The sequence below is a fragment of the Wenzhouxiangella indolica genome, from assembly GCF_042310355.1.
Classification (GTDB): Bacteria; Pseudomonadota; Gammaproteobacteria; order Xanthomonadales; family Wenzhouxiangellaceae; genus Wenzhouxiangella.
The window spans coordinates 1-21,859 of sequence record NZ_JBHJMR010000007.1 but is presented as its reverse complement, the minus strand read 5'-3'; the positions used below and the strand labels follow the sequence as shown (position 1 = coordinate 21,859).

Annotated in this window: 15 protein-coding genes; 5 read left to right on the top strand and 10 right to left on the bottom strand. The window is 67.7% G+C overall.

Annotated elements, in window-relative coordinates:
• Positions 1–181 precede the first annotated feature (181 nt).
• Positions 182–2,341 (top strand): RelA/SpoT family protein, encoded by a 2,160-nt coding sequence (locus tag ACDC67_RS09320; RefSeq protein WP_376692546.1) that lies wholly within the window; start codon positions 182–184, stop codon positions 2,339–2,341.
• 174 nt (positions 2,342–2,515) lie between these two features.
• On the opposite strand, the gene ACDC67_RS09315 is transcribed toward ACDC67_RS09320, so the two are convergent.
• Complete coding sequence (locus tag ACDC67_RS09315) at positions 2,516–6,904, bottom strand: glycosyltransferase (protein ID WP_376692545.1); 4,389 nt, start codon at positions 6,902–6,904, stop codon at positions 2,516–2,518.
• A 250-nt stretch (positions 6,905–7,154) separates the two neighbouring features.
• Between ACDC67_RS09315 and mrcB the strand changes: the two genes are divergently transcribed.
• Genes mrcB through tsaB form a run of 4 tightly spaced genes read left to right on the top strand, consistent with a single transcriptional unit; the run spans position 7,155 to position 12,509 of the window.
• Entirely contained in the window at positions 7,155–9,356 is a 2,202-nt protein-coding gene (gene mrcB, locus ACDC67_RS09310; protein ID WP_376692543.1) for a penicillin-binding protein 1B, read from the top strand.
• A gap of 45 nt (positions 9,357–9,401) precedes the next feature.
• Positions 9,402–9,920, top strand: a complete 519-nt coding sequence (locus ACDC67_RS09305) for a tetratricopeptide repeat protein (protein WP_376692541.1) — start codon at positions 9,402–9,404, stop codon at positions 9,918–9,920.
• Between the two features lie 28 nt (positions 9,921–9,948).
• Positions 9,949–11,856 carry an ATP-dependent DNA helicase gene (locus ACDC67_RS09300; protein ID WP_376692540.1) on the top strand — a complete coding sequence of 636 codons (1,908 nt, stop codon included), beginning with the start codon at positions 9,949–9,951 and terminating at the stop codon, positions 11,854–11,856.
• Positions 11,853–12,509: a tRNA (adenosine(37)-N6)-threonylcarbamoyltransferase complex dimerization subunit type 1 TsaB gene (gene tsaB / locus ACDC67_RS09295; protein ID WP_376692538.1), complete on the top strand. Its 657-nt coding sequence runs from the start codon at positions 11,853–11,855 to the stop codon at positions 12,507–12,509. Before ACDC67_RS09300 ends, tsaB begins: the two co-directional genes overlap by 4 nt.
• A 304-nt stretch (positions 12,510–12,813) precedes the next feature.
• Here tsaB and ACDC67_RS09290 read toward each other — a convergent pair whose 3' ends face one another.
• From ACDC67_RS09290 to ACDC67_RS09250, 9 genes are read right to left on the bottom strand one after another with little or no spacing between them, the layout of a single operon-like run.
• Positions 12,814–15,147 (bottom strand): glycosyltransferase, encoded by a 2,334-nt coding sequence (locus ACDC67_RS09290; protein ID WP_376692536.1) that lies wholly within the window; start codon positions 15,145–15,147, stop codon positions 12,814–12,816.
• Between the two features lie 7 nt (positions 15,148–15,154).
• Positions 15,155–16,897 carry a phosphoenolpyruvate--protein phosphotransferase gene (gene ptsP, locus ACDC67_RS09285; RefSeq protein ID WP_376692535.1) on the bottom strand — a complete coding sequence of 581 codons (1,743 nt, stop codon included), beginning with the start codon at positions 16,895–16,897 and terminating at the stop codon, positions 15,155–15,157.
• The gene (locus ACDC67_RS09280) at positions 16,894–17,163 is read right to left on the bottom strand and encodes an HPr family phosphocarrier protein (protein WP_376692533.1); all 270 of its coding nucleotides are present in this window, start codon (positions 17,161–17,163) and stop codon (positions 16,894–16,896) included. Before ACDC67_RS09280 ends, ptsP begins: the two co-directional genes overlap by 4 nt.
• On the bottom strand, positions 17,160–17,537 hold the full coding sequence (locus tag ACDC67_RS09275) for a PTS sugar transporter subunit IIA (RefSeq protein WP_376692532.1): 378 nt from the start codon (positions 17,535–17,537) through the stop codon (positions 17,160–17,162). Before ACDC67_RS09275 ends, ACDC67_RS09280 begins: the two co-directional genes overlap by 4 nt.
• Complete coding sequence (gene rapZ / locus ACDC67_RS09270) at positions 17,534–18,397, bottom strand: RNase adapter RapZ (protein ID WP_376692531.1); 864 nt, start codon at positions 18,395–18,397, stop codon at positions 17,534–17,536. The genes ACDC67_RS09275 and rapZ overlap by 4 nt, the downstream gene beginning before the upstream one ends.
• A gap of 25 nt (positions 18,398–18,422) precedes the next feature.
• Positions 18,423–19,364 (bottom strand): HPr(Ser) kinase/phosphatase, encoded by a 942-nt coding sequence (gene hprK, locus ACDC67_RS09265; protein ID WP_376692529.1) that lies wholly within the window; start codon positions 19,362–19,364, stop codon positions 18,423–18,425.
• Entirely contained in the window at positions 19,361–19,831 is a 471-nt protein-coding gene (locus tag ACDC67_RS09260) for a PTS sugar transporter subunit IIA (RefSeq protein WP_376692528.1), read from the bottom strand. Before ACDC67_RS09260 ends, hprK begins: the two co-directional genes overlap by 4 nt.
• 32 nt (positions 19,832–19,863) lie before the next feature.
• A complete protein-coding gene (gene hpf / locus ACDC67_RS09255; RefSeq protein ID WP_376692527.1) occupies positions 19,864–20,184 on the bottom strand; it encodes a ribosome hibernation-promoting factor, HPF/YfiA family in 321 nt (106 codons plus the stop codon).
• A gap of 52 nt (positions 20,185–20,236) precedes the next feature.
• Positions 20,237–21,658, bottom strand: coding sequence for an RNA polymerase factor sigma-54 (locus tag ACDC67_RS09250; RefSeq protein ID WP_376692526.1), 1,422 nt, complete (start codon positions 21,656–21,658; stop codon positions 20,237–20,239).
• Between the last annotated feature and the right edge of the window lie 201 nt (positions 21,659–21,859).

Here is a 21,859-nt window from a genome sequence, read left to right as displayed (position 1 = left end):
CGGGCGGAACGCCCCGAGCAGGGATTTCCGGCGGTGCAAGCGTAAACGGACGTCAGCGGAAATGCTGGAGGATGTTGCGGGACGCGCCCGAGCTTATGGGTCCGCCTGACGATTTGCGTCATCCTGCCGGGCACCGGGTCGGTTATGCTCCGGCGATGAATCGCACACACACAGCATGGTTGTGAGTCGCAGAGTTGCCGCCGAGCGACGCGCACTGGATCGTTGGATCGACGAGCAGTCGCATCGACGCAGCGAGTTTCCCGTCATGGAGCTGCGTTCTCGCATCGGCGTTCTGGTCGACAGCGTTGGCGATGGTGCGGAGCAAGTCCTATGCCTTGTGCATGGTGCGCTCGATGCGCTGGCGCGCATCGCGCCCGATCCCGTGGTTGTAGAGGCCACAATTCTCCTGCCCCTGGTCCTTGATTCAGATGGCAAGTCCGCGCTGCCCGACGACTGCGATCGGCGGGTCGTCGCGCTGCTCGAGCAGCTCAGAACCCTGACCTTTTTCGGTCGAACTTACCTGCCAGACGATCACTCGCGCGCGGAGGGCTTGCGGCAGTTGCTAATGGCCTTGGTGGCTGATGTTCGAGTGGTGTTGATTGCGCTGGCCTGGCAGATCGCGCGCCTGCATGCGGCGCGCGAGGTCGACGAGGCGACCCGGCGCGAAGTCGCGCGCGAGACGCAGATGATCCACGCGCCGCTGGCCAACCGCCTCGGCATCTGGCAGCTCAAGTGGGAGCTGGAGGATCTGTCCTTCCGTTATCTCGAGCCCGAGACCTACCAGCGCATTAGTCGCCTGGTGGCGGAGAAGCGTTCCGATCGCCAGGCTTTCATCGAACAGTTCATGAATCGCCTGCGCCAGTTGCTCGGAGAAACCGGTATCCAGGCCGATGTCAGCGGCCGGGCCAAGCATATCTACTCGATCTGGCGCAAGATGCAGCGCAAGGGACTCGATTTCCACGAACTGTTCGACGTGCGCGCCGTGCGCGTGCTGGTCGACAGCGTCGAGCAATGCTACGCCGCGCTCGGCCTGGTCCACACGCGCTGGCAGCCGGTGCCGGGCGAGTTCGACGACTACATCACCAACCCCAAGGCCAACCTGTACCAGTCGCTGCACACGGCCGTGAGCACCAGCAGCGGCCGGGTGGTGGAAGTGCAGATCCGTACCCACGACATGCACCGTCACGCCGAGCTTGGCGTGGCCGCGCACTGGCGCTACAAGGAAGGCGGCCCGCGCGACGACGCGCTGGAGAAACGTATCGGCGTCATGCGTCAGCTGCTGGAGGGGCAGGATGACGAGGGCGATGACGAGGCGCTGCTGGAAAGCTTTCAGAACCTCACCACCGAAGATCGCGTCTACGTGCTCACGCCCAGGGGCGAGGTGCGCGACCTGGCCGCCGGCGCCACGCCCCTGGATTTTGCCTACCTGATCCATACCGAAGTGGGCCATCGCTGCCGCGGTGCGCGGGTGAACGGACGCATCGTGCCGCTGACCTACCCGCTCAAAAACGGCGACCGCATCGAGATTCTCACCGCGAAGGAGCCGCGCCCGTCGCGCGACTGGCTCGTGCCCCGGCTGGGCTATATCGGCACGGCGCGCGCCCGCGCCAAAGTCAGGCAATGGTTCCGCCAGGCCAACCAGGAAGAGAACATGGCCGCCGGCAAGCAGGCCATCGAAGCCGAGTTCCGTCGGCTTGACCTGGATGTCGCCGAGATCCGCCGGGTCATGGAGAAGTTCAACGCCTCCCGCGTCGACGACCTGTTCGTGAGCGTCGGCGCCGGCGACGTGACCGCCACCCAGGTCGCCCAGGCGGTCGAACGCCTGCATGCACGAGAGCGCAAGGAAAGCGAGGGTATTTCTCTCAAGCGCGGTCCGGTCGAGACCGGCGGCGACGACGATGTGCGCATCGAGGGCGTGGGCAGCCTGATGCACCAGATGGCGCGTTGCTGCCAGCCCGTTCCGGGTGATGCCATCGCCGGCTACATCACGCGCGGCCGCGGCGTGAGCATTCACCGCCAGGACTGCCGCCAGTTTCTCAACCTGCAGCGGCAACAGCCCGAGCGCGTGCTCGACGTGCAGTGGGCGAGTGGTTCACGCAGTCGCTACCCGTCGAAGATCGTCGTCAGCGCCTGGGATCGTCGCGAACTGATCAAGGACATCGGCACGCTGCTCGCTTCGGAGAAAGTCAACGTGACGGGAATGAACGCGCAGCATGCAGAGAGCGGCGATGAGGTCAAGATCGAACTGACCGTCCAGGTCGCAGACTTCGACCAGCTCTCGACGCTGCTCAGCCGCCTGCAGGCGATTCCCAGCATCACCGATGCTCGGCGGTTGCGCTAGCTGGCAGGGAAAATCTTATAAACGCAAAGACGCTAAGACGCAAAGAAAGATCGAGAAACTATGGAAGATAAAGAAAGAGTTGACGGTTGGAGAAGTCTTCAATGGCTTGATCACGGCCCAGAGGTTTAAAGCCGATATCGACCATGCATGTTCTTTTGCTGGGCATTTTGATTTTTATTCTTCGCGTCTTTGCGTCTTTGCGTTCCCAGGGTTTTTTTGATTCTCGGGTTCCATCAACTCGCTGATGGCCCGTCGGGCGGCGTCGAAGCTGAAGTGTTTTTCGACGTTGGCCAGGCCGCCCTCGGATAGTTTCATCCAGAGGGCTTCGTCGTTGTAGGCGCGCACGATGGCCTCGACGAGGGCTTCCGTGGTGTCGGCCAGGAGCACGTCCTCGCCGTCTTCGAGGTACATGCCCTCGGCGGCGCAGGCGGTGGCCACGACCGGCAGGCCCCAGGACATGGCCTGGTTGACCTTTCCCTTCACGCCGGCGCCGTAGCGCAGGGGTGCGACCGACAGGCGGCAGCCTTCCAGGTAGGGCGTGAGGTCTTCGACGTATCCGTGCATGACCACGCCTTCGCTTCGCCGTTCGCGCAGGCCTTCGGGCATGCGGCTGCCGATGATGTGCAGTTTCGCTTCGGGAATCCGGCAACGGACCAGCGGCATGATTTCGTCGATCAGCCATTCGGCGGCATCGAGGTTGGGGGGATGCTGAAAGCCGCCGACGAACATCAGGTCGCGCCGCTCGGCCCAGCCGCGCCGGCGGCCGTGGACCCGGTGGATGTTCGAAAGCACCCGGACATTGGCGTCGGAAACCAGCTCCTGCAGCAGCGCCTGTTCCACCGGACTGACCACCAGCGTCGCATCGGCCTGGCGAATCAGGGCCAGTTCGCCTTCGCGCGTCTTTTGCGCCATGCGTGCGGCCTTTTCGTCGCCGGCGATCTCGGCCATGCGCTCCTCGCGCAGGAAGTGCAGGTCGACGGTGTCGAAGACCACGGACGCCGCGGGGCAATGCTTCTGGATGGCCGGCAGCAGGGGATCGAGCACGTAGTGGCGGCTGACCATGACAAGATCGATGCGCGCTCCGTGGGCGGCCAGCCAGGGCTCGATACCCTGTACACAGGGGTGGTGCAGCACCTCGATTCCGAGCGACTGCAGCTCGGCGGTGTAGCGCGGAACCCAGGCCAGGTTCTCGGGCATGAAGCTCACTCGCCAGCCCAGATCGCGGAGAATGCCGAGCATTGCCACCATGCGCATCGAGCCGGAGTCCTTGTCCGGTTCCGGGGTGGTGGCATCGATCACCAGCACATGGCCGCGACAGCGGTGATGCCGTGCCCGGTAGACGGCCTCCACGGCTTCGGGCCCGGCAACCGGCTCGGGCTGCGCCTGCAGCCGCTGTTGCCAGCGCTGCAGGAACTTTTCGCGGTTGATCGCCTGGTAGCGCTTGGTCCCGGATGATTCGTCGGTGCCGGAACTGATGCCTTCGTGGTGGACGATGGTGCAGGCCGGCTGGCAGATCACGCGCAGACCCTGTTCGCGGACCCGGAAACACAGGTCGGTGTCCTCGTAGTAGGCCGGGGCGTAATGCTTGTCGAAACCGCCGAGCCGATTGAAGCGCTCCCGTTCAATGGCCAGGCAGGCGCCCGAGACGTAGTCGGCTTCGCTCGCGAAGCTGTACTCGGGACGCTCGGGCTGGTCGCCACGGCCATAGTTCCAACCCGATCCGTCCCTGAAGATGATGCCGCCTGATTCCTGCAGGCGCCCGTCGGGGTAGATCAGGCGGGCGCCGACGATGCCGACGTCGGGCAGGCTCGAGAAGGTTCCAACCAGGGCTTCGAGCCAGCCGGTGGTCACCGTGGTGTCGTTGTTGAGAAAGACCAGGTAGCGCCCGCGGGCGGCCCGGGCACCGGCGTTGCAGCTGGCGATGAAACCGCTGTTGCGGGCATTGCGAACAACCTTTACGCCCGTGCAGTCGGCCAGGTAGTCGGCCGTTTCGTCGCTGGAACAGTCGTCGACGACGATAACCTCGAAGCTTCCCTGCGCGCCGTGCTCGGCAATGGAATTCAGGCAGGCCGAAGTGTAGTGGGCCTTGTTGAAAACCGGCACGATGATGCTGACCTGCGGATCCTCGACGGCGTCGAGCGAGACCGGGTGCAGCGTTTCGCGCGGTGCCTCGACCGGCTGAAAGCCTTCGGGTTGTTCGGCCGAGGGATGCGCACCCTGCTGCATCAATGCGAGCGTGCCTCGCGCGCCGTAGAGCCGAAGATTGTGGACGAGCCGTGCCAGAAGCCGCGGCCAGCGAAGCGGGTTGTAGACGCGGCGTCGCCGTGCGTTGGCCGCCATCCGGTTGGCGACGCGCATCGGGCGGGTCAGTCGCCAGGAACGGCTGGCGAAGATGGTTTCCAGCTCGCTATCGAGATGCTCCGCCCGGGCCCGCTGCGCTTCGGCGTCGCTTGCGGCCAGCTGGCGTTCATGCTCGGTCGCCTCGAGCTGGCGTTTGAGCCCCTCGGCTTCGGATTCGAGCCGCCGGGCCCAGCGGGTGCGTTCCTGGACCAGCCGCTCGTGCTTGCGGGCCCAGTCGGTCCGGTCCGCCAGGTCGACGCGCAGAGCGCGCACCTGCTCCACCAGGCCGGCCTCGATCCTGCGAGCGTCGGTCAAGCTGGCCGAGGCCGCGGACAGCCGCTGGACGTCGAGCGGGGCCGGTCTCGCCGCGACCGGCCGCCTCGCCATCGCCGAACCGCTGGATTGGTCGAGGTCGGCGATGACTTCGCCGACCGATCGCTCGTCGGGCAGCGCGGCGCGCAGCGCATCCAGGCGCTCGGGTTGTGCGTGCAGCTGCGCGACGGCGTCGGCGAGCGACTGCGGGTCGGGTTCGAACAGCAGGCCGTCGACGCCGTGCTCGATGCGCTCGACGAAACTGCCGGTGCGCGTGGCCAGGGGAACGAGGCCCAGCGCACGGGTTTCGCTGAGCACGTAGTTCCAGGTCTCGGCGACGGTGGAAAGAAAAAGCACGGCCTGGGCGCCGACGCGCGCCAGCTGCCGTGGCAACGACTCGTGGTCGTAGTCGAGCACGATGTCGACCCCGGGCCGGCCGAAGAATCGCATGCCGTGGTGGCCGCAGCCGATCAGGGTGACGCGGGCATGCTTGTCGAGCCCGTCCAGGGCGGCCTCCAGCAGGCCCAGGCCCTTGCCCGGCGAGAGACGGCCGACGACCACCAGGTTGAGCCGGCCGTCGGCCAGGGCGCGCGGCTCGATCACCGGTGCGTCGGCGGGCCAGCCGGCAAAGCCGTGGGGAATGACGCGCGCCTTCGCCAGCGGGTCGTCGACCAGGCGGCGCCAGCGCGCAAGGACGTGGTTGGCCGGCGCGGCGAGGGCGACATCGTGCCGCTCGACGGCCGCCAGCCAGTCGCCGCTCAGATCGCGCCAGGACTGGGCGCGTCGCTCGGCGAACAGGAAACCTTCACCGGCCTTGGCGATGGCGCGATCCAGATCGATCCGGCCGGCTTCGTTCGCGAAGGCCAGCGGGTCCCGGTCGAGCACCGGCCAGGCCGGGTAGTAGTCGTGCAGCATCTCGACGGTCGGCAGGCCGGTGGCCAGGGCATCGAGGCTGTGGCCGATCAGCGAGGAGACGACGACCCGCGCCACGCCGTAGCGTCGAATGATCGTCTCGAGAGTCTCCCGGTAGCCGGCGTGCTCGGCCTGCGTGCCGGCGATGGCCGGCACCAGCGGCCACTCGCGCACGCAGGTCCTGCCCGGCCCGGCGGCGTAGAGCTTCAACCATTGCCCGTGAACCTTGCCGTCGGTACGGCCACCGGCGGAAAGCACCAGGTGGTCGTGGGTCTCGTCGGCGGCCACGAGGTCGGCGATCCAGCGCGCCACGCCGCCGCCCCAGTCGTGGCTGATGTGCAGAACGACCGGGCGATCGTCGAAGCCGAACAGGGGCAGGGGAGGGGCTTCGTCCGCCTTGGCCAGCGCTTCGACGGCGGTTCGCAGGTGCCCCAGGGCCGCAAGCAGATCCGGCGTGTCGGGACCACGATCGTCCTCGGCCAGCGGGTCTTGACACCAGCCGCCGTCGTAGACCCAGCAGCGGCCGTCCTCGGCCTCGCGAACGGCCTCGCGCATGCGGCCGGCGGGAATGATGGCGAGGCGCTCGGGCCGCAGGTGCACGGGTGACCAGCGCAGGTCGGCGGCAGCCTGCACCAGGGCGTCGATTTGATCGCCGGGTTCGAGCAGACCGCCGGCGGGGTCGAGGCCGGCCTGGTGATTGCCGGGCAGGGTCAGCAGCGGCGGACAGTCGGGGGCCTCGAGCAGGTGCGCGAGCCGATCGGCGAAGCGCTCCGGCAGGACCAGGCCCGGCGCCAGCAGCACGACGCCGTCGCTGACGGCTGCCGCATCGACGTCGCCCAGCCAGGTCCACCACGGACCGCGGGTTCCGGGCAGCACGCGCAGGTCGCCGGCCGCCTGCGGGGCCTGGCAGGCCGCGACTTCGCCGGGCCACTGGCGGCGCAGCGACGCAATCCATCCGGGATCGATGCCTGCATCGGCCTCGTTGAGGACGATGAGCAACGGAAAATGCCTGGTTTTGGTGTCGGAATCAGTCACCGGATAAGAACGTTTTTCCAGGTCGAGCACCGGACGGTATACTGCCGGAACCGGCCGGGCCGGTCGGGTGCGTTGCCGCAAACGCGCAATTATCCTTCAACCACCGTCTCCTGTCATCTTGTGTATGGGCAGCAAGCCGCGGCGTCGCCGCAAGACACGTTCCGGTCGCAGCAAGTCCCCGTCGCCGAACCGGCGCCGCTGGCTGGTCCGATCAATGCTGTTCGTCCTGGGCCTGGCGCTGGGCCTGTTCGGGCCGTGGATCTGGTGGCTGGACCGGGAAGTGTCGCTGCGCTTCGCCGAGCGGCACCTGACCGAAGCCAGCCGCGTTTACGCCCGTGCGCTGGAACTGCACGACGGCCGCGCTTTTTCGCGCCGCGACCTGCTGGTCGAACTCGAGGCCGCGGGCCTGCGCGCTGGCTCCCCGAGTCGGCCCGGGTATTTCAGCCTCGAGGGCAATCGCATCGATCTGCACCTGCCCGCTTTCGAGTTTCCCGAAGGGCGGCAACCGGCACAGCGTGCGCGGCTTCAGCTTCGCGACGGCCGCGTCGAATTGTCGGGCGAGACGGCCCTACTGCGGCTGCCGCCGGCCGAGCTGGGTCGTATCCTGCCGCTGGACGACCGCGTTCGCACGCCCCTCGAGCTGGCCGAGTTTCCGCCCTTGCTGGTGACCGGTGCGCAGGCGGTCGAGGACCGGCGCTTCAAGCATCACCTCGGCATCGATCTGCGCGGGCTGGCGCGGGCCATGTGGGCCAACCTGCGCGCCGGGCAAGTCGTGCAGGGCGGCAGCACCATCACCCAGCAACTGGTCAAGAACCTCTTTCTTTCTCCCGAGCGCAGCCTGCTGCGCAAGTTCAACGAGGCGGTGATGGCCGTCAGCCTGGAGATGCGCTTTTCCAAGGCGCGGATTCTCGAAGCCTGGCTCAACGAGGTCTACATGGGCCAGGACGGGCGCCGGGCGATTCACGGCTTCGGGCGGGCGAGCGAGTACTACTTCGGCCAGCCGGTCGAGGCCCTGGACGCCGGCCAGATTGCCTTGCTGGTGGGCATGGCGCGCGGCGCTTCCTGGTATCACCCCCTGCGCAATCCTGAGCGGGCGCGCGAGCGGCGAGATCTCGTGCTGGCCATGTTCCACGAAACCGGGCTGATCGACTCGGGCACCCTGCAGCGGCAGCGCCAGGCCGGCCTGGGCCTTCGCCCCTCGCTGCGTTCGGGGGCCAGCCAGTACGGCGCCTTCATGGACCTGGTCGGGCGCCAGCTCAGGGCCGATTACCGCGACCGCGACCTGCGCGGCAAGGGACTTCGCGTGTTCACCACGCTCTCGCCTTCGGCGCAGAAGCGTGCCGAGACGGCGCTGTCCGAGGGCCTGGCCAGAGTCGAGCGCGAGCCCGATGCACTGCAGGGGGCGATTGTGCTGCTCGAGCCCGGAAGCGGCGAGGTGCGCGCGCTGGTGGGCGACCGCGTGACCGGCCAGTCCGGCTTCAACCGGGCGCTCGACGCGCGCCGGCAGGTCGGCTCGGTGATCAAGCCCCTGGTCTACCTGCTGGCGCTGGACCAGCCGGAGCGCTTCAACCTGCTCACCCCGATCGAGGACGCGCCGCTGACCGTCGATATTCCCGGCTCCGGTCCCTGGCAGCCGGTCAACCACGACGGAGTCAGTCACGGCACCGTCCCGCTGCTCGAAGCGCTGGCGCAGTCCTACAACCAGGCCAGCGTGCGCGTCGGACAGGCCGTCGGTGTCGATGCGCTGTTCGGCCTGATGCGCCAGCTGGGCGTGGCGCCGGGTCGCGAGGCGCATCCGGCGGCTTTCCTGGGCGCGGTCGACCTCACGCCGCTACAGGTCGCGCAGCTCTACCAGCCGATTGCGGCCGAGGGATACACGGCCGCGGTCCGATCGATTCGTGAAGTGGTGGACCCGGCCGGGGACTCCGTCGCCCGCTATCCGCTGCGCCTGAAGTCCCTGCCGCAGCGCGAGGCGCTGGCCCTGCTGGATTTCGCCCTGCGGCGGGTGGTGACGCATGGGACGGCTCGATCCCTGCCTCGCCTGATGACCGGGGACCCGGGCGTGCGCGGCAAGACCGGCACCACCAACGAGCAGCGAGACGCGTGGTTCGTGGGCTACACGGCCGACTGGCTGGGCGTGGTCTGGGCCGGCCGCGACGACAATCGCGCCGCGGGCGTGGGCGGCGCGAGCACCGCGCTGCCGGTCTGGGCCGCGCTGTTCGATTCGTTGCCCAAGCGGCCCGTCAGACCGGCCTGGCCCGAGACGATCGAGTGGTACTGGGTGGAATGGCCGCATCCGCGGCTGGCCGCCGAGTACTGCGAGGACGCGGTGGCCGTTCCCTTCATCGCCGGTAGCCAGCCCGAGGAACTCTCCGACTGTCTCGAGCGGCGGGGCGCGGGGCCATTCAGACGCTGATTGCCTGTACCATTGAGCCCAGTTGATCACCTGAAACCTGTTCGCATGGCATCGATGCGCCCCAGCCTGAACATCTCCGGCCTCGCCGCGCTGCTCGCGACCCTTTTGCTGGTCGCCTGTGCCCCTTGGCAGCCGACCCTCGACGATCCCGAGATCGCCGAACAGGTGCGTGCGCCCGAAGGCGGTGAGGCGGCTCGCGGACTGCAGGTCTATCCCCTGCGCAACCCGGCCGTGCGCGAACTGGAACGGGCCGCGGAAGCGGCCGGCTCCGAGGGCGACTACGACCGGGCCGAGGCGCTGCTCGAGCGCGCGCTTCGGATCGAGGACCGGGATCCCGAGCTGCTCCAGCGCATGGCCGAACTGCAGCTCACCCGCGGCCGCTGGGACCAGGCCGAAAGCTACGCCATGCGCTCCTGGGAGCTGGGGCCGCAGGTGGGCGAAATCTGCCGCCGCAACTGGCGCACCGCGGCCCTGGCGCGCGAGCGCGCCGGCCAGGTGCTCCAGGCCGCCCAGGCGCGCGAGCGCGTCGAGATCTGTCCGGTCGAGCCGCCCGAGCGCTTCTGACCATGGCGCGCGTCGGGGTGCTGGGCGGATGAACGACTCGCTGGCGGCGCTGTTCGGCCCCGACGGGGCGCTGGCCTCGGCGCTGCCGGCGTTCCGTCCGCGCGAGGGACAGCTCGAACTGGCCGAGACCATCGATCGCTGCCTCGACGCCGGGCAGGACCTGGTGGCCGAGGCCGCGACCGGCACCGGCAAGACCCTGGCCTATCTCGTGCCGGTCCTGCTCCGCGGCGATCGAACGATCATTTCCACCGGTACGCTCAACCTGCAGGACCAGCTTTTTCGGCGCGACCTTCCCCTGGCGCTCAAGGCCCTGGGCGTGGAGCGCAAGATCGCGCTGCTCAAGGGCCGGGCCAACTACCTGTGCCTGCAGCGCCTCGACCGCCACGCCTCCGAGCCGGAGCTGTTCGAGGACGTCATGGACGAACTGCGGCTGGTGCAGCGCTGGGCCCGGCACACCAACAGCGGCGAGATCAGCGAGATCGACGACATTCCCGCCGCCTCGCGCGTGTGGCCGCTGGTGACCTCCACCCAGGACAACTGCCTGGGCAGCGATTGCCCCTTCCTGTCGGACTGTCACCTGGTGCATGCCCGGCGACAGGCGCAGGAGGCCGACGTCGTGGTGGTCAACCATCACCTGCTGTTCGCCGACATGGCGCTCAAGCAGACCGGCTTCGGCGAAGTGCTGCCGGGGGCGGAGACCGTCGTGATCGACGAGGCCCACCAGGTGCCGGACACCGCCATGCGGTTTTTCTCGCGCGGCCTGAGCGCCTGGCAGGTGCGCGAGCTCGCCCGCGACACCCTGGCCGCCAGCGCCGGTGCGGCCGGCAGCCTGAAGGTGGTGCAGACACCCACCGCCAATCTTCGCGCCGCGCTCGAGCAGGCGGTGAGCGCCTGCGTCGATCTGCCGCAACGCGGCGAGTTCTCGGCGCTGCGCAACTGCCTGGATGAATTCCGCAGCCTGGCCCGGGCCCTCAACGATCTGGCCCGCGCCCTCGATCCCCTGGCCGAGCGCACACGCGACCTGGCCAACTGCTCCGAGCGCGCCTGCGCCCTGCACGACGGCCTGCATGCCTTCCTCGAAGGCCAGGAAGGCTACGTGCGCTGGTTCAGCAGCCGCAACGGGCGCTTCCAGCTCAACCTCACGCCGCTCGATGTCGCCGCGCCCCTGACCGAATTGCGCGAGCGCGTGCCGGCGAGCTGGGTCATGACTTCGGCCACCCTGGCGGTCAACGGCCGCTTCGAGCATTTCACCCGCCGGCTGGGGCTGGCCTCGGCCGAGGAGCTGGTGGTCGAGAGTCCCTTCGACTACCCGAACCAGACGCGGCTGTGGATCCCCGAGAACCTGCCCGAGCCGCGCGACCCGACGCATACCGAGCAATTGCTCGAGCAGGTCCTGCCCCTGCTGCGCGCCGCGGGCGGTCGGGGCTTCCTGCTGTTCACCGCCCACCGTGCCCTGCAGCGGGCGGCCCAGTGGTTGCGCGCGAATACCGACTTCAACCTGCTCATCCAGGAAGACGCGCCGCGCCATGTGCTGCTCGAGCGTTTCCGAACCACGCCCAACAGCCTGCTGCTGGGCGCGGCCAGTTTCTGGGAGGGCGTGGATGTGCCCGGTCGGGCCCTGAGCGTGGTCGTCATCGACAAGCTGCCCTTCGCCGCACCCGACGACCCGGTGCTAGAGGCAACGCTCAAGGCGGTGCGCGAAGCCGGCGAGAATCCCTTTACCACCGTGCAGCTGCCGCAGGCCGTGCTGGCGCTCAAGCAGGGCGCCGGCAGGTTGATCCGGCAGTGGGACGACTTCGGCGTGCTGGTGCTGGGTGATCCGCGCATTTCCCAGAAACCCTACGGTCGACTGTTTCTCAAGAGCCTGCCGCCGATGACGCGAGCGGCCACGGCAGCCGAGGCGGCCGAGTTCCTGCGCGAGCGCTTTGCTGCATGATCCGCCTGGGTATCGAGACGGCGACCGATTTCTGTTCCGTGGGCCTGGACATCGACGGCGAGATCAGCGTGCGCGAAGCGCTGGCTCCGCGCCGCCACGCCGAGCTGCTGCTGCCCTGGATCCGCGAATTGCTCGCCGATCGCGGTATCGGTTTCGGTGACATCGATGCCCTGGCGATCTCGCGCGGCCCCGGCGGTTTTACCAGCCTGCGGATCGGGCTGGGCGTGGTCCAGGGTGTCGCGCTGGCGCAGGAGCTTCCGATCCACGCCGTGTCCACACTCGCGACGTTGGCGCATGCCGCCGATCCACAGGCGCGGGCCGGACATGTCCTGGCCGTATTGGATGCGCGCATGTCTGAAGTCTATGCGGGATTTTTCGAGAGCCGTGGGGGCGCGCATGTCGCCATTGCCTCCGAGGTCGTGTTGCCACCCCGGCAACTCGTGTTGCCGCACCCAGGCCCCTGGCTGGCCGCTGGCTCGGGCCTGGCGAGCTACGGCGACGAATTGGACGGCGTGTTTGGCGAAGCGGTTTCGGAAAGGTGCCCCGATATCTGGCCGAATGCCCGCAGCGTTCTGGCCCTGGCCGACACGGTCGAGCCGGTGGCGGCGTGGGAGCTCGAGCCGAAGTACGTGCGGAATGAGGTGACTGGATAATGCAATTTTCAATTTCCAAGCACCAATTTTCAAACAAATTCCAAGCATCAATGTTCGAATGATCGAAAGGAATCAGGGGGTTTGGCAGCCCGTGTAGCTGATTGAAGACATCGGGCTTCGAACATCGCCAAGCGCGAACAAACTCCAAACGCAGCCGGTCGCGGATGCGACCGCCACCTGCGTCCGGAGAGCCGCGTTTTGGTCATTGGGTTATTGGAATTTCGAATTTGTTTGAAAATTGGTGCTTGGAATTTGGTCCTTCGCGCAACTCGGGGTCACCGCCACGGCGGCCTTGAGCGAGGAATCAGACGGCCTGAGTCAACTTCCGGAACAACCGGTCGTAACGTCCGGCGATCTCCTGCCAGCTCAAGGAGCGCGCCATGGCGTGCCCAGCCGCGCCCAGCGCCTTGCGGCGGGCATCGTCTTCGAGCAGTTCGGCCACGGCCCGTGCGAACTCGTCCCAGTCGTCGCGAATCAGCAGGTTCTCGCCGTCGGCGACCGGCAGGCCTTCGCAGCCCTTGGTGGTGCTGACCACCGGCAGGCCGGCGGCAAAGTAATCGAGGATCTTCATGCGCGTGCCGCCGCCGGAGGTCAGGGGCACGATGGCCAGGCTGCAGGCCTTGAGCGGCCCGGCGAGTTCGTCGAGGCTGCCGGGCAGGCGCAGGTCGGGATGGTCGATGCCCGGCGGCGCGTCGCGGCCGATGCCCAGCACCTGGACGCGATGGCCGAGCCGCTCCAGGCGCGGAAGCAGTTCTTCGACGGCGATCATCAGGGCCTGGCGGTTGGGCGGATAGGAGAAGGTACCGTGGTAGGCGAGTACCGGGCGGTCCGGGTCCAGGTCGAAGTTTGCCGCCAGGTCGCTCGGCTCGGCCGCGTCGAAAGCGGGCAGGTCGACACCGTGCGGGATGGTCAGCTGTTGCCCGGGCGAGAGCCCGTCGGTGATCAGTTTGGCGCGATCCCGGTCGGAGACGCAGACCACCGCATCCATGCAGTTGGCGAGCTTCAGCTCGCTGCTCCTGAGCTTGTCGATGGCGCGGGAAGACAGTTCCGGGAGCTGTTCGGCCAGGCGCTGGTACTCGACGTTGTGTTCGGCCAGAACGGCGTGGCCGCCGTTGAGCAGCCGGCAGATGCGGGCCGACTGGGCATAGGCGGGAAACTCGGCCAGCGTGATACTCGCACCGATGCGCCGCCCCACCCAGGCCGCACGCAGACCGTAGCCGGGATCGTAGAGCGGCCAGTACAGAAAGGCGTTGCTCGCCGGCAGGCCGCGCAGGCGGTGGATGGCGTGGCTGACGATCTTTGGCAGCGCCATCAGTCGCAACCACCACGGCAGCGGCTTTTCCACGATATCGTCTTCGCCCACGAGCCAGTAACGATCGCGCTCGGCGGTGACGATGGCGACACCGCGCGCGCTTCGCGCCAGCCCTCGCGCGGTCTCGACAATCTTCACCGCCGCGCCGTGGTCGGTGGGGAACAGGTCGGATCGGGTGATCACCACGACACCGTCGCCGGCGACCTCGCGGCGGAACGGGCGCAGCATCTGTCGGGCCACCATGCCCAGCAGGCTGGGCTGCTGCTCGGCCGCCGCGGGCGCGGCGCCGCTCGGCGGGGCGATGGTCGAGTGTCGCTTTCGCGCTGAATCGAGCCAGTCGAGCAGCGGGCGGCTGCAGCGCTCGGGGGCGAGTTGCTCGCGTGCGAGCCGCCGTGCGCCGGCGGCCTTCTCGCGCCAGGTCTCGGGCGCCTGCAGGGCCTCGCGCACGGCCTCGCGGGCCGCCTCGCGCGAGTCGACGACCCATCCGGCGTTGTACTCGCGCACCCGCCCGGCCAGCGGCAGGTAGTCGTTGACCAGCAGCGGCAGCCCGGCCTGCAGGAAGGAAGCGATACGGAAGGGCTGGGCGAGCTCGCGCTCGAAATTGGGTTCGGCCAGCTCGACGCCGACATGCGCCCGCTCGGCGAGAAAGTCCTGCCAAGCCTGCCAGGTCGCCAGGCCGTGCTCGACGGCCCCGGCATCGAGCGTGTGCGCGCCGAAGTGGTGCAGCTCGACATCTTTTTGCAGCTGCGGGTCCCTGAGCACGGCCAGCCAGTCCGATGCGTCGCGCCAGGCCCAGTCCTGGCCGCCGGTCACCAGCACCAGGGGCTTGCCGTGATCGATGCGAGCACTGTCCGGCGGGGTAACGGCCAGCGGCAGTTCGACGATCGGAACCGACTCGCGCAGGTCCTCGCCGGCGGCGAGCAGCCAGCCGGCCAGCAGCGTGCGCTGACGCGCGTTGCCGACCAGGACCAGGTCCGCCTTCGCCAGTGCGCGCGTGTAGCGCTGGATCATGGATGCTGTCTGTAGCGGATCGACGAAGTGTTCTTCCAGCGGACGCGGCGCGATGCAATCGACGACCAGGGGTTGCTCGACCCGCTCGGGCAGGCACTCGGCCAACTGCCAGTAGCCGAGCAGGATGGCGTCGGCCTGAACGTCATCGATGCGGCGGATGACTTCCTTGTGCGTCCACTGCGATCGCGATGCCTGGATCGGCTCATGGCCGGCGTCGGTCAGGGCGGCAACGAGCGCGGCGGTCCGCATCTGGCTGCCGGTTGCGATCTCGTTCGCATCCAGCGGCGGTTCCAGGGTCAGGTACAGAATGCGCATGTTGCAGTCAGCGCCCGCCGGCACCGTGACGAAGCCTGTCGAGCAACGCGGCGCCCTGCTGGCTGCCCTGGTCGCGGAAGCGTTCGACGATGTCGCGGCAGCGATCGGCGCTGGCCTCGATCAGGCTTTTCTTGACCGGTGCCAGGCGCGCCGGCGGCATGCTGAAGCGGGTCACGCCCAGGCCCAGCAGCAGCCGGGCCGCGCGCTCGTCGCCGGCCAGTTCGCCGCAAACGACGACGTCGAGCTTGTGCCGTTGTCCGGCCGCCACGATCCGGGCCAGCAGTTCGACGATGGCCGGGTGGGCCGGGTCGTAGAGGTAGCTGACCAGTTCGTCCTGGCGGTCGATGGCCAGCACGTACTGGATCAGATCGTTGGTGCCGATCGACAGGAAGTCGAGCTCGGTGGCCATGGCGTCGACGTTCAGCGCCGCGGCCGGGGTCTCGATCATGCCGCCCACGGGCAGTTCGGGGTCGATCGCCAGGCCCTCTTCGCGCAGCGCCTCGCGGCATTCGGCGATCAGCTGCCGTGCCTGGACGATTTCCTCGACGCTCGTGAGCATCGGCAGCAGGATCCGCACGGGACCCTCGACGGAGGCGCGCAGGATGGCGCGCAACTGGTCGCGGAACAGGTCGGTGACCGAAAGCGACAGGCGCAGGCCGCGCAGGCCCAGCGCCGGGTTGGGTCCGCGGGTGAGCGAGAGTGAATCGGGTAGCTTGTCGCCGCCGGCGTCCAGGGTCCGGATCGTGACCGTCTTGCCGCCCATGGCCCGAATGGCGTTGCGGTAGGCGCGGAACTGGGCTTGTTCGTCGGGCAGTGAACCGTCCAGGAAAAGGTACTCGGTGCGCATCAGGCCGATACCGTCGACCCCGGCCTCCACGCAGCGCTCGAACTCGACCGGCAGTTCGGCATTACCGTACAGCTGGAAGCTCTTGCCATCGGCGGTGCGCGACGGTCGCGACAGAAAGCGCTTGATCTCGTCGCGATGGCGCTGGCTGCTCGACAGCTTTTCTCCGTAGTGTCGCTGCAGGTTGTCGTCGGGGTTGACCAGAACGGCGCCGTAGTGGCCGTCGAGAACCAGCGGCTCGCCTTCGGTGAGCAGGTCCAGGGCGTGATGCACACCCACCACCATGGGGATTTCCAGGCTGCGCGCCAGGATGGCGGTATGCGACCACGGACCGCCGTGCTCTGTGACCAGGCCGGCGACGCGGCGCTGACTGAGTATGGTCAGGTCGGCCGGGGTCAGCTCGGCGGCGATCAGGATCGTGTCGTCGAGCCGGTGCGGCACCTGGGTGCTGAACAGGGCCGAGGGCTGATCCGCCAGCTCACGCTGGATCAGGCTGACGACCTGCTCGAGATCCTCGCGCCGGAGCGCCAGGTACTCGTCGTCGAGGCGGCGGAACTCTTCCTGGAGCTGTTCGCCCTGCTGGGCCAGGGCCCATTCGGCGTTGATTCGCTGTTCGCGAATACGATCACAGGCGGCCTCGACCAGCATGGGGTCCTGCAGAATCAGGCGGTGGGCTTCGAGCAGTTCGCGCGCGGTCTCTCCCCCGGATTCCCCGACGCGGTCGAGTACGCCGGAGAGAAAATCGTCGCCGCGCTGGACGGCGCGGCGGACGCGTTCGATCTCGGCATTGACCGCGTCCGCCTCCAGGTGGTACTCGGGCAGGGTGAGTTCGCCCGGCGTCAGCCGGTGAGCCTTGCCCAGCGCAATGCCGGCGGTTACGCCGATTCCGGTCAGGGTCAGGCTCATTCGCCTTCTCCAAAGCGGTCGGCGACGAGCGCGGCGATCGCCTCGGCGGCGGCATCCTCGTCCGGTCCGTCGACTTCGAGCGTCAGCCGGCTGCCGCAGGGGGCGGCCAGCAGCAGCACGCCCATGATCGACTTGGCGTTGATCCGCTTGCCGCCGTGGCTCAACCAGACCTGGCTGTCGAAGCTCGAGGCCGACTGAACCAGCTTGCTGGCGGCCCGGGCGTGCAGGCCTAGCCGGTTGATCAGTTCGAGTTCGACGGTCTTCACGACTGCACGATTCCCTGTGCACCGCCGCTGGCGGCCAGCTCAGCCAGCTGGGCCGGCGGCTTGTCGGCGTGATTGATCACCTTCAGCAGCATCGGCAGGTTGAGGCCGGAAACCACCGGGATATCGTGCTCGCTCGCGGCCTGGCGGGCCAGGTTGTGTGGCGTCGCTCCGGGCAGGTCGGTCAGCAGCAGCGCGCCCTGGTGATCGGCGCCGCTGGCCAGGGCACCGCGCAGCATCTCGAGCGTTTCCTCGACCTCGGCGCGGTAGCTGACCGCGAGGGTGGTCAGGGCGAGCGGGCGGTCGAGGATATTCTCCGCCTCGCGCTGAACGGCCGCGCCGAGGCCGTCGTGGGTCACCAGGATTATGCCGGTCATTGCTCGAGCTCGCGGTGGCTGACCAGCACGCGCAGCCCATCCTGGCGAAGCTCGCGCGCGATGCGATCGACGATGTAGACCGAGCGGTGCTGGCCGCCCGTGCAGCCGATCGCCACGGTCACCAGGCTGCGTTGGTCTTCGGCCAGGGCCGGCAGCCAGCGCCGGATGAAGGCGAGGATGTCCCCGCAGAAATCGTCGACGATGGGATGGGATTCCAGGTAGTCGCGCACCTGAGACTCCAGGCCGGTATGGGCGCGCAGCCCCGGTTGCCAGTGCGGATTGGGGAGACAGCGGGCGTCGAAGACCATGTCGACGTCACGCGGGACGCCCTTCTTGAACGCGAACGACTCGAGCACCAGCGACTGCACCGATTCGTTCTCGGTCACGCCGATCGCGCGCCAGACCTGGCGGCGCAGCTGGTGAATGTTGCTCTCGGAGGTGTCGATGATCCAGTCGGCCTTCTCCCGGATCGGGGCGAGCAGCTCGCGCTCGGCGGCGATGGCCGTCTCGACGCCGCCGAGGTCGCTGAGCGGATGGCGCCGGCGGGTTTCGCTGAAGCGTCGTACCAGCACCTTTTCGTCGGTGTCGAGGTAGAGCAGCTGGAAGGGCCGATCACCCGGCAGCGAATCGAGCAGGTCGGGCAGCCTTTCCAGGCCTTCCGGGCCGCTACGGGCGTCGATGCCGATGGCCACCCGCGGGTAGCGCTCGGGCTGGTCGCGGACCTCGCGCGCCAGGTCCGGCAGCAGGCTGCCGGGCAGGTTGTCCACGCAGTAGTAGCCCAGGTCCTCGAGGGCGTGAAGGGCGACGGTCTTGCCGCTGCCCGACAGGCCGGAAATGATGATGAGGGGGCTCGCCTGCATCGCTACTTGTCGCATCGCCCAAGCGTCATTGCTTGTCGGCCAGCAGCCTGCCGTGGCGCTCGACGAACTCGGCCGCCGCGTCGAAGCCCTTCATGCGCAGCATGAAATCGCGCACCGCGGCTTCGGCGATGACGGCCATGTTGCGCCCGGCCAGCACCGGCAGGTTGATCTGTGGAATCTTCAGGTCGAGCACCTGGTGCTGGGTGTCATTGCCCTGCAGCCGGTCGGGCTCGGTTTCATCCTCACGCGGCAGGTGCAGGTGGATGATCAGGCGCAGGTACTTGCTCGCCTTGATGGCGGCGTCGCCGAACATGCGGCGGATGTTGAGAATCCCCAGGCCGCGGACCTCCAGGCATTCCTTGAGCACCGGCGGGCAGGAGCCTTCGACGATGTCGGGCGTGAGCTGGGTGAACTCCGGCGCGTCGTCGGCGATCAGGCGGTGGCCCCGGGTGAGCAGTTCCAGCGCCAGTTCGCTCTTGCCGGTACCCGACTCGCCGGTGATCAGCACGCCGATGGTGAAGATCTCCATGAACACGCCGTGCAGGGTTTCGCGCGCGGCGAGCCGCCGAGAAATCTGGTACTCGAGAAAATTGACCAGCTCCCAGTCCTTGTGGCTCGAAGACAACAGCGGCGTGTCGTTCTCGCGGGCGAGCTTGACCAGGTCGTCGGCCACTTCCAGGCCGTTGGCCACGATGATCGCCGCGGGCCGGTCGTCCATGATGCGCGCCAGCGTCTCCCAGCGCGTTCGTGAGGCGAGCCCCTCGAGCCAGTCGAACTCCTCGCGTCCGATGACCTGGATGCGCGTGGAGTGAATCGGGGTCAGGAAGCCGACCAGCGAGGGACGGGAATGAAATCCGGTGGGTTCGATCTGGCGCTTGCCGGCTTCCGATTTGCCGCAGATCCAGCGTAGATCGAGGCGGTCGGAAAACTGCTCGTAGAGTTCTGCCGGCGTGACGCGCTGTGTCATTGCGCCTGTGCGTCGGCGGGGTTGGCCGATAGCAGTCGCAGCAGCTCATCGGCGTCGTCGATGGACCGCAGCGTCTGTCGCTGCGATTCGCGCCCGAGGCGCTCGGCCATCTCCGCGAGCAGCCGCAGATGCGTGTCGGTGCACTGGCCGGGTACTGCCAGGGCGAAGAACAGGTCAACCTTCTCGTGGTCGGGCGCGTCGAAGTCGATCGGGCGCTTGAGGCGAATCATCGCGCCCGAGACGTTCTCCTGCGCATCGACCCGGCCGTGCGGAATGGCCACGCCGTGCCCCAGGCCGGTCGATCCCAGTCGCTCACGCTGACACAGGCTGTCGAAAATGTCGCGAGCGTCGGCGCTGCCCGGAGCGGCGGCCAGCAGTTGGGCCGCCTTCTCCAGCAGGGTCTTCTTGCTCGAAACCGAGATGTCGACCGCGATGCGATCGGCTGCGAGCACGTCTACAAGCTGCATGAATCAAACCCCTTGTGGCCTCGCGGCCTGCGTCAGCCGGCCTCGGCCGGGCGGGAACTGCGGTGGGAGGTGACCTTGTCCTTGTGGCGGCGGACCTGGCGGTCGAGCTTGTCGATCAGCCCGTCGATCGCGGCGTACATATCCTCGGACTTGGCCTCGGCGTGGAGCGGGTTGGTCCGGCCGCCGACGGTAATGGTGCCTTCGACAGTGTGTTCCAGCTTCTCGAGGTGGAGCACGAAATGGCCGGAGATGAGATTGCCGAAATGCCGTTCGAGTCGCTCGGTCTTTTCGGCGATGTAGGCCTTGAGGGCCTGCGTGATCTCGATGTTCTGTCCAGTGACTTCAAGTTGCATCAGGTCGCTCCTCTTTGCAAGCGTCAATGTTAATACAGTAGCGGCAACGGGTTCAGGCCGTTTGCAGCCGCGCGGCGCGGCGGCGCTGGGCCGATCCGGGGATGCCCAGCTGCTCGCGGTACTTGGCCACGGTGCGCCGGGCCAGCTTGATGCCGGCCTCGGCCAGGCAATCGGCCAGTGCCTGGTCGGACAACGGTTTGCCCGGAGTTTCTTCACTGATCAGTCGACGCACTCTCGCTTTGACCGCGGTGGCGGCCACCTGGTTGCCGTCCTGTGTGTCGATACCGACCGAAAAGAAGTACTTCAGCTCGAAAGTGCCGCGCGGCGTGTGCGCGTACTTCTCGGTTGTCGCCCGTGACACCGTGGACTCGTGCACGCCCACCGACTCGGCCACCTCGCGCTGGAGCAGGGGCCTGAGCCCGGTTTCGCCCTGGTTGAAGAAGGCGTGCTGACGCTCGACGATGGCGCGCGTGACCGCCTGCAGGGTCTGGTTGCGCATCTCCAGCCCGCTGATCAGCCAGCGGGCCTCCTGCAGGCGATCCTTGAGGTATTTCTTGTCCTCGCCGCGGGCCTGCTTGGCCAGCTTCATGTACATGCCGTTGAGCTGCAGGCCGGGGTCGTTGTCCGGGTTGAGGGTCACGCGCCAGCCGTCCTCGGCCGGGTGGACGTAGACGTCGGGCACGATGTAGTTTTCGTCGTCGCGCCCGAAGCGCGAGCAGGGATGGGGGTTGCAGCGCCGAATCACTTCCAGGGCGGCGTGAATTTCCGGCTCGCCCATGCCCGTGGCGCGTGTCAACGCGCGAAAATCCTGCTTGCCGAGGGCGTCGAGGTGGCGCTCGACCAGGTGACAGGCCAGCCCCAGGGCCGGCGTGCTCGACGGCATGGCGCGCAGCTGCACGAGCAGGCTTTCGCCCACGCTGCGGCTGGCCACGCCGATCGGTTCGAAGTGCTGGACGCGCTCGAGCACGGCCGCGACTTCCTCGACGCTGACCAGGTATTCCGGCGCCAGCGAGACGCGCAGGGTGGCCAGGTCGTCCTGCAGGTAGCCGTCCTCGTCGAGCGCGTAGATGATGGCCCGCGCGATGGCTTCGTCGGTTTCGCTGAATCCGGCCAGGTTGACCTGCCACATCAGGTGCTGCTGCAGGGACTCGTCGGCGCGGTCGCTGATGAATTCGTCGTAGTTGGGTGCCGGGCCGGAACTGATCGAATAGCCGTCCGGCAGGTCGTCGAAGCCGTAGTCGTCGCCGTAGTCGACTTCCATGTCGCTGTCGAACTCTTCCCCGGCCTGCTCGTCGCCGCTTTCGGCGAGGGGTTCGTCGGCGCGCTCGAGCATCGGGTTGGTGTTGAGCGCCTCGCGGATGGTCTGGCGCAGCTCGATTCGGTTCAGTTGCAGCAGTGCGATGGCCTGCCGCAGCTGCGGCGCCAGCTTGAGCTTCTGACCCAGCTTGAGCTGGAGACTTGCACCCTGTTTCATGATCCCGATTCTACGCCACGGGCGGGGATCGGGCCACGTGCATGTGGCGTGGGTTGGGCTGGCGCCACCGGTCGCTGTGGTGGCCTCGACACGTCAAAGGCGGTTTCGCCCGCCTGCTTCGCAGGCTGATGGCGAGTACCTTTTTTCCAAAGCGAAAAAAGGCACCAAAAATCGCTTTTCAACTTCAAAGTCCAACGCTCG

Excerpts from the sequence above, each read along its gene's own strand:
- ACDC67_RS09260 (WP_376692528.1), bottom strand. The coding sequence starts at position 19,831 with ATGCAGCTTGTAGACGTGCTCGCAGCCGATCGCATCGCGGTCGACATC.
- ACDC67_RS09290 (WP_376692536.1), bottom strand. The coding sequence starts at position 15,147 with ATGCGCATTCTGTACCTGACCCTGGAACCGCCGCTGGATGCGAACGAG.
- ACDC67_RS09305 (WP_376692541.1), top strand. The coding sequence starts at position 9,402 with ATGGCATCGATGCGCCCCAGCCTGAACATCTCCGGCCTCGCCGCGCTG.
- hprK (WP_376692529.1), bottom strand. The coding sequence starts at position 19,364 with ATGACACAGCGCGTCACGCCGGCAGAACTCTACGAGCAGTTTTCCGAC.
- ACDC67_RS09250 (WP_376692526.1), bottom strand. The coding sequence starts at position 21,658 with ATGAAACAGGGTGCAAGTCTCCAGCTCAAGCTGGGTCAGAAGCTCAAG.
- rapZ (WP_376692531.1), bottom strand. The coding sequence starts at position 18,397 with ATGCAGGCGAGCCCCCTCATCATCATTTCCGGCCTGTCGGGCAGCGGC.
- hpf (WP_376692527.1), bottom strand. The coding sequence starts at position 20,184 with ATGCAACTTGAAGTCACTGGACAGAACATCGAGATCACGCAGGCCCTC.
- tsaB (WP_376692538.1), top strand. The coding sequence starts at position 11,853 with ATGATCCGCCTGGGTATCGAGACGGCGACCGATTTCTGTTCCGTGGGC.
- ACDC67_RS09300 (WP_376692540.1), top strand. The coding sequence starts at position 9,949 with ATGAACGACTCGCTGGCGGCGCTGTTCGGCCCCGACGGGGCGCTGGCC.
- ptsP (WP_376692535.1), bottom strand. The coding sequence starts at position 16,897 with ATGAGCCTGACCCTGACCGGAATCGGCGTAACCGCCGGCATTGCGCTG.
- mrcB (WP_376692543.1), top strand. The coding sequence starts at position 7,155 with ATGCTGTTCGTCCTGGGCCTGGCGCTGGGCCTGTTCGGGCCGTGGATC.
- ACDC67_RS09275 (WP_376692532.1), bottom strand. The coding sequence starts at position 17,537 with ATGACCGGCATAATCCTGGTGACCCACGACGGCCTCGGCGCGGCCGTT.